This is a genomic window from Vibrio sp. 10N.222.49.C9, from assembly GCF_041474985.1.
In the GTDB taxonomy this organism is placed as follows: Bacteria; Pseudomonadota; Gammaproteobacteria; order Enterobacterales; family Vibrionaceae; genus Vibrio; species Vibrio crassostreae_C.
This window is the reverse complement of the sequence record NZ_JBFRVD010001034.1, coordinates 1-301: the sequence shown is the minus strand read 5'-3', so window position 1 is coordinate 301 and position 301 is coordinate 1. Positions and strand designations below refer to the sequence as shown.

The window sequence follows — 301 nt, the reverse complement described above, 5'->3', positions numbered from 1 at the left end:
AACTTACTTCAATTATTTGAGTGGTGATAGAGCACACCTTTTTCTACTTAACCAGGCCTCATCAAAAGTCTCCTTCCGTTTATCAGGGACAGTTGACCCCGTTCTTTTTGAATCGGTTGTTTCTTGGAAGAACCAGCTATCCATTCGTCACAGTCACACTGATCTTCTCATAGGTTTGAAGATTATTAATATCGAAGAATTTATCCAAAAATTTGGAGAGGTGGCTTATGTTGAGTTTTTGGCTCAATTATCCGAACAGTTAGAGTCATTATTCAGAACCACAGACTTGAGCTGTCAATAT

At 38.2% G+C, this 301-nt stretch carries 1 pseudogene; it reads left to right on the top strand.

Going from position 1 to position 301, the window contains the following annotated elements:
* A pseudogene (locus AB4585_RS26765) lies at positions 1-301 on the top strand (hypothetical protein); the annotation flags it as partial.